Genomic DNA, 4,624 nt, shown 5'->3' on the forward strand with positions numbered 1-4,624 from the left:
GATACCGCCAGGCGCCGACACCCAGCGCGTAGATCGCCAACGCGGCCGCAACGACGGCGAGGCCGTACGCGGCGCACGCGACGGCTCCCAGCACGACCGTCGCCGCCAGGGCGGCGGCGATGACGACGCGGAGCTCCAGCCGCGTCATGACTCGGGCCCCTGCTCGCGCGGCGCTGCCCGAACCGCTTGGGCGGCCGCGCGGATCTGCGGTGTCACCAGCATGATTTGACCCAGCACCCCATTGACGAAGCCGGGCGACTCGTCCGTGGACAGCTCCTTGGCCAACTCCACAGCCTCGTCGACGGCGACCGGCTCCGGCACGTCGTCGGCATGCAGCAGCTCCCACACCGCAACCCGCAGAATGGCGCGGTCCACCGCGGGCAACCGGTCCAGCGTCCAGCCCTGCAGATGTGAGGCGATCAGGTCGTCGATGTGGTCGGCGTGCTCACTGACCCCGCGGGCGACGGCGACCGTGTACGGGTGCAGCGGCGCCACGTCGGGGTTGGCTTCGGCCAGCGCTGTGCGCGCGTCGGCCATCGCGGCCGGGCTCAGGCCGCGGGCCTCGGCTTCGAATAGCAAGTCGACGGCACGCTTGCGGGCTTGGTGCCGTCCCTTCACCGGCTTACCGCCAGGCATGGTCAGGCGCGGCCGAGGTAGCTGCCGTCGCGGGAATCCACCTTCAGCTTGTCGCCGGTATTGATGAACAACGGCACGTTGATCTGCGCGCCGGTCTGCAGGGTGGCCGGCTTGGTGCCGGCACTGGACCGGTCGCCCTGCAGGCCTGGCTCGGTGTGGGTGACTTCGAGTTCGACGGTCACCGGCAGCTCGATGTAGAGCGGATTCCCGTTGTGGAACGCGACCTGGACCGGCATGCCTTCCAGCAGGAACCGGGCCGCGTCGCCGACCAGTGTTTCGGGCAGATGGTGCTGCTCGTAGTCCTCGCTGTCCATGAACACAAAGTCCGAGCCGTCGCGGTACAGGTAGGTCGTGTCGCGCCGGTCGACGGTGGCGGTTTCCACCTTCACGCCCGCGTTGTAGGTCTTGTCGACGACCTTGCCGGAGACCACGTTCTTCAACTTGGTACGCACGAACGCCGGGCCCTTGCCCGGTTTGACGTGCTGGAATTCGACGATCTGCCAGAGCTGGCCGTCGATCACCAGCACCAGTCCGTTTTTGAAGTCGGCAGTCGTTGCCACAGTCGGTGACTCTCCTACACAATGGCCAGTTCCTTGGGGAACCGGGTGAGCAATTCCGGTGTGTGTCCGGACGTTTCGTCAACCACGACGAGGGTGTCCTCGATGCGGACACCGCCCCGGTCGGGCAAATAGACGCCGGGCTCCACGGTCACCACGGAGCCCGCCAGTAGTGTACCGGCGGCCGTCGCGTTGATCCCCGGCGCTTCGTGGATCTGCAGGCCCACTCCGTGACCCAGGCCGTGGCCGAAGTGCTCGCCGTGGCCCGCGTCGATAATCACCTGGCGCGCGGCGGCATCCACGTCTTGCAGGTTGGCCCCCGACCGCAGCGCCTCACGGCCGGCGCGCTGTGCAGCAGCGACCAGTTGATAGATCTCTTGCTGCCAGTCTGCGGCCCGGCCCAGCACGAAGGTGCGGGTCATGTCGGAGTGGTAGCCGGCGACCAGCGCGCCGAAGTCGATCTTGACGAAGTCGCCGGCGGCCAGCACCGCGTCGGTGGGCCGATGGTGCGGGATGGCCGAATTGCGCCCGGCGGCCACGATCGTCTCGAACGACACGCCTTCGGCGCCGTGGTCGAGCATCAGGTTCTCCAGTTCACGGCTCACCTGACGCTCGGTGCGGCCGGGCCGCAGGCCACCCCGCTCGATCAAGTCGGTCAGCGCCGCGTCGGCCGCTTCGCAGGCCAGTCGCAGCAGCGCGACCTCGCCGGCGTCTTTGACCTCGCGCAGCGCCTCCACGGTGCCCGAGGCGCGCACCAGCTCCGTCGTCCCCGCCTCCGCGGCCAGCACGTCGAAGCCGTCGACGGTGACCACGTGGCTTTCGAAGCCGAGCCGCCGCGCACCGGCGGCAGCGGCTCGCCCCACCAGATGACGTCCGCAGGCCCGCTCGATGGCGATCTCGAGATCGGGCGCCTGCTGGGCGGCTTGGGTGCGGTAGCGCCCGTCGGTGGCCAGCACCGGAGTCCGGTCGTCGGCGAACACCAGCAGCGCGGCATTGGAGCCGGTGAAACCGGACAGGTACCGCACGTTGACCAGATCGCTGACCAGCATCGCGTCCAACCCGGCGGTAACGATTCGATCCTTGAGATTGTCTCGGCGCTGGGAATGTGTCACAACCGCTGACGCTACTCGCTACGCTGTGGCTCCATGACTAACTGGAGGCTGCGCGGACTGGTGTTCGCCGCTGCGATGGTCATCGTCCGCTTGATACAAGGGGCGCTGATCAACGCGTTTCCCACACAGGCGGGGCTGATCAGCATCGTGCTCGTGCTCCTGCTGTTCATCGCCGCGCTCGTCTGGGGGCTGCGGGACGGTCGCGCCGACGCGTCGGCGCAGCCTGACCCGGACCGCCGCCAGGATCTGGCGATGACGTGGCTGCTGGCCGGCCTGACAGCCGGGATCGTCAGCGGTGCCGTGGTGTTTGTGATCTCGCTGCTCTACAAGGCCTCTATGTCGGCGGGCTGCTCAACGAGCTGACGACATTCGCCGCCTTCACCGCGCTGTTGGTGTTCCTGCCCGCGATGGGCGGTGTCGCCGTGGGCCGCTGGCTCATCGACCGCCACGCTCCCCCGGCGCCGAAGCATGGCCAGCGCGAGGATGATACCGACGTGTTCGAAGCGGTCCACGAGGACGAGACCCCGACCGAGGGGATGGCCACGGCTAAGGGCCATGACCAAGAACAAACCGCGCCCCGATCCGCCGGACGGAGCGAGGAGCGGCCGACGGCGGTGGCGACGGCCGAAGGCGAAGAACCCACCCGAGCCGAGCCGACCGCATCCGACGCCGAGCAGACGAGGCGCGCCCCCAGGGCCGGAGACGATCAGCGGTAAACGCTGGCCAGGTAGCGCAGCGCAAGCAGATAGCCCTGCACCCCGAGCCCGACGATGACACCGGTGGCGACCGGGCTCAGATAAGAGTGCCGCCGAAAGTCCTCGCGGGCATACACGTTCGATATGTGCACCTCGACCAATGGCGCGGTCAGTTCCGCGCATGCGTCGCGCAGCGCCACCGACGTGTGGGTCAGCCCTCCGGCGTTGAGGATCACGGGTTCTTGCGCGTCGGCGGCCTGATGTATCCACTCCAACAGTTGTGCTTCGCTGTCGCTTTGCCGCACAACAGCTTTCAACCCGAGGTCGGCGGCCTCCCGCTCGATCAGCGCACTCAGCTCGTCGTGGGTGGTGGCGCCGTACACCTCGGGCTCCCGCTGACCGAGCCGGCCGAGATTGGGGCCGTTGATGACGTTGACGTGGGTTATGCGCCACTCCTCCGCATCGCTTCGCTCTGCATCGTCGTCGGCGCGCATCGGGTGCTGACCTCCGCGTAGGCCGCTGCCAGCAGTGACGGGTCCGGCCCTTCGAGCCGGCCCGGTTTGGCCAGCCCGTCGAGCACCACGAAGCGCAACACCCCGGCCCGGGTCTTCTTGTCGGCCGCCATGATATGCAGCAGCTCGGGCAGCGCGTCGGCGTCGTAGCTGACCGGCAATCCCAGCGACGTCAGGATGCTGCGGTGCCGGTCGGCGGTGGCGTCGTCAAGTCGCCCGGTCAGCCGACCCAGTTCGGCGGCGAACACCAAGCCCACCGACACCGCGGCGCCGTGGCGCCACTGGTAGTGCTCGCGGCGCTCGATCGCGTGGGCCAGCGTGTGGCCGTAGTTGAGGATTTCGCGCAGCTGCGATTCTTTCTCGTCAGCGGCGACGACCTCTGCTTTGACGGTGACCGCGCGCCGGATCAGCTCGGGCAGCACGTCACCGGCCGGGTCGGTCGCGGCCTGCGGGTCGGCTTCGATGAGGTCCAAAATCACCGGGTCAGCGATGAAACCGGCCTTCACCACTTCGGCCATGCCGGCGACAAGTTCGTTGTGCGGCAAAGTTTTCAGTGTGGCCAAGTCGGCCAGCACGGCGATCGGCTGGTGAAACGCGCCGACCAGGTTCTTGCCCGAGTCGGTGTTGATGCCGGTCTTGCCGCCGATGGCGGCGTCGACCATGCCCAGCAGGGTGGTGGGCACGTGGGCGATCGACACCCCGCGCAGCCACGTGGCCGCGGCGAAGCCGGCGACATCGGTGGCGGCTCCCCCGCCCAAGCTGACCAACGTGTCTTTGCGGTCAATTCCGATGCGGCCCAAGACTTCCCAGATGAACCCGACGACAGGCAGGTCTTTGCCGGCCTCGGCGTCGGGAATCTCGATGCGGTGGGCGTCGATGCCCTTGGCGGCCAAGTCTTTTCGGATCGACTCGGCAGTCTGCGCAAGCACCGGCTGGTGCAGTATTGCGACCCGGTGGCGATCGGCCAGCAGCTTGGTGAGCTCGCCGAGCAGCCCGGTGCCGATGATCACCGGGTAGTGCGGGGCGACGGCCACCGGCACGGTGACCGGCCCGCTGGATCCCGTCATTTGTCCGCCTCGGCGCGCCGAGCAGCGGCCAGCGCGGCCGGTGTG

The 4,624-nt window shown here is 68.3% G+C and carries 5 protein-coding genes and 2 pseudogenes; 1 reads left to right on the forward strand and 6 read right to left on the reverse strand.

The genetic code is table 11. From position 1 onward, the window contains the following. The 4 genes and pseudogenes from ACFE99_RS22885 to ACFE99_RS22900 all read right to left on the reverse strand — a co-directional run. Positions 1–148 (reverse strand): annotated as a pseudogene (locus ACFE99_RS22885) (antitermination protein NusB); the annotation flags it as partial. Next, complete coding sequence (nusB, locus tag ACFE99_RS22890; protein ID WP_375488849.1) at positions 145–636, reverse strand: transcription antitermination factor NusB; 492 nt, start codon at positions 634–636, stop codon at positions 145–147. The pseudogene ACFE99_RS22885 and the gene nusB, both read right to left, overlap by 4 nt. Before the next feature lie 2 nt (positions 637–638). After that, a complete protein-coding gene (gene efp / locus ACFE99_RS22895; RefSeq protein ID WP_375488851.1) occupies positions 639–1,196 on the reverse strand; it encodes an elongation factor P in 558 nt (185 codons plus the stop codon). Between the two features lie 14 nt (positions 1,197–1,210). Continuing rightward, complete coding sequence (locus ACFE99_RS22900; RefSeq protein ID WP_375488853.1) at positions 1,211–2,305, reverse strand: M24 family metallopeptidase; 1,095 nt, start codon at positions 2,303–2,305, stop codon at positions 1,211–1,213. Between the two features lie 33 nt (positions 2,306–2,338). Here ACFE99_RS22900 and ACFE99_RS22905 point away from each other — a divergent pair. Further along, a pseudogene (locus tag ACFE99_RS22905) lies at positions 2,339–3,021 on the forward strand (B-4DMT family transporter). On the opposite strand, the gene aroQ reads toward ACFE99_RS22905, so the two are convergent. Together aroQ and aroB are read right to left on the reverse strand one after the other, a co-directional pair. Next, a complete protein-coding gene (aroQ, locus tag ACFE99_RS22910) occupies positions 3,012–3,494 on the reverse strand; it encodes a type II 3-dehydroquinate dehydratase (protein WP_375488855.1) in 483 nt (160 codons plus the stop codon). The pseudogene ACFE99_RS22905 and the gene aroQ sit on opposite strands and share 10 nt — an antisense overlap. After that, a complete protein-coding gene (aroB, locus tag ACFE99_RS22915) occupies positions 3,443–4,579 on the reverse strand; it encodes a 3-dehydroquinate synthase (protein WP_375488857.1) in 1,137 nt (378 codons plus the stop codon). The genes aroQ and aroB overlap by 52 nt, the downstream gene beginning before the upstream one ends. Positions 4,580–4,624 lie beyond the last annotated feature (45 nt).

It is taken from the genome of uncultured Mycobacterium sp. (assembly GCF_964249325.1).
In the GTDB taxonomy this organism is placed as follows: domain Bacteria; phylum Actinomycetota; class Actinomycetes; order Mycobacteriales; family Mycobacteriaceae; genus Mycobacterium.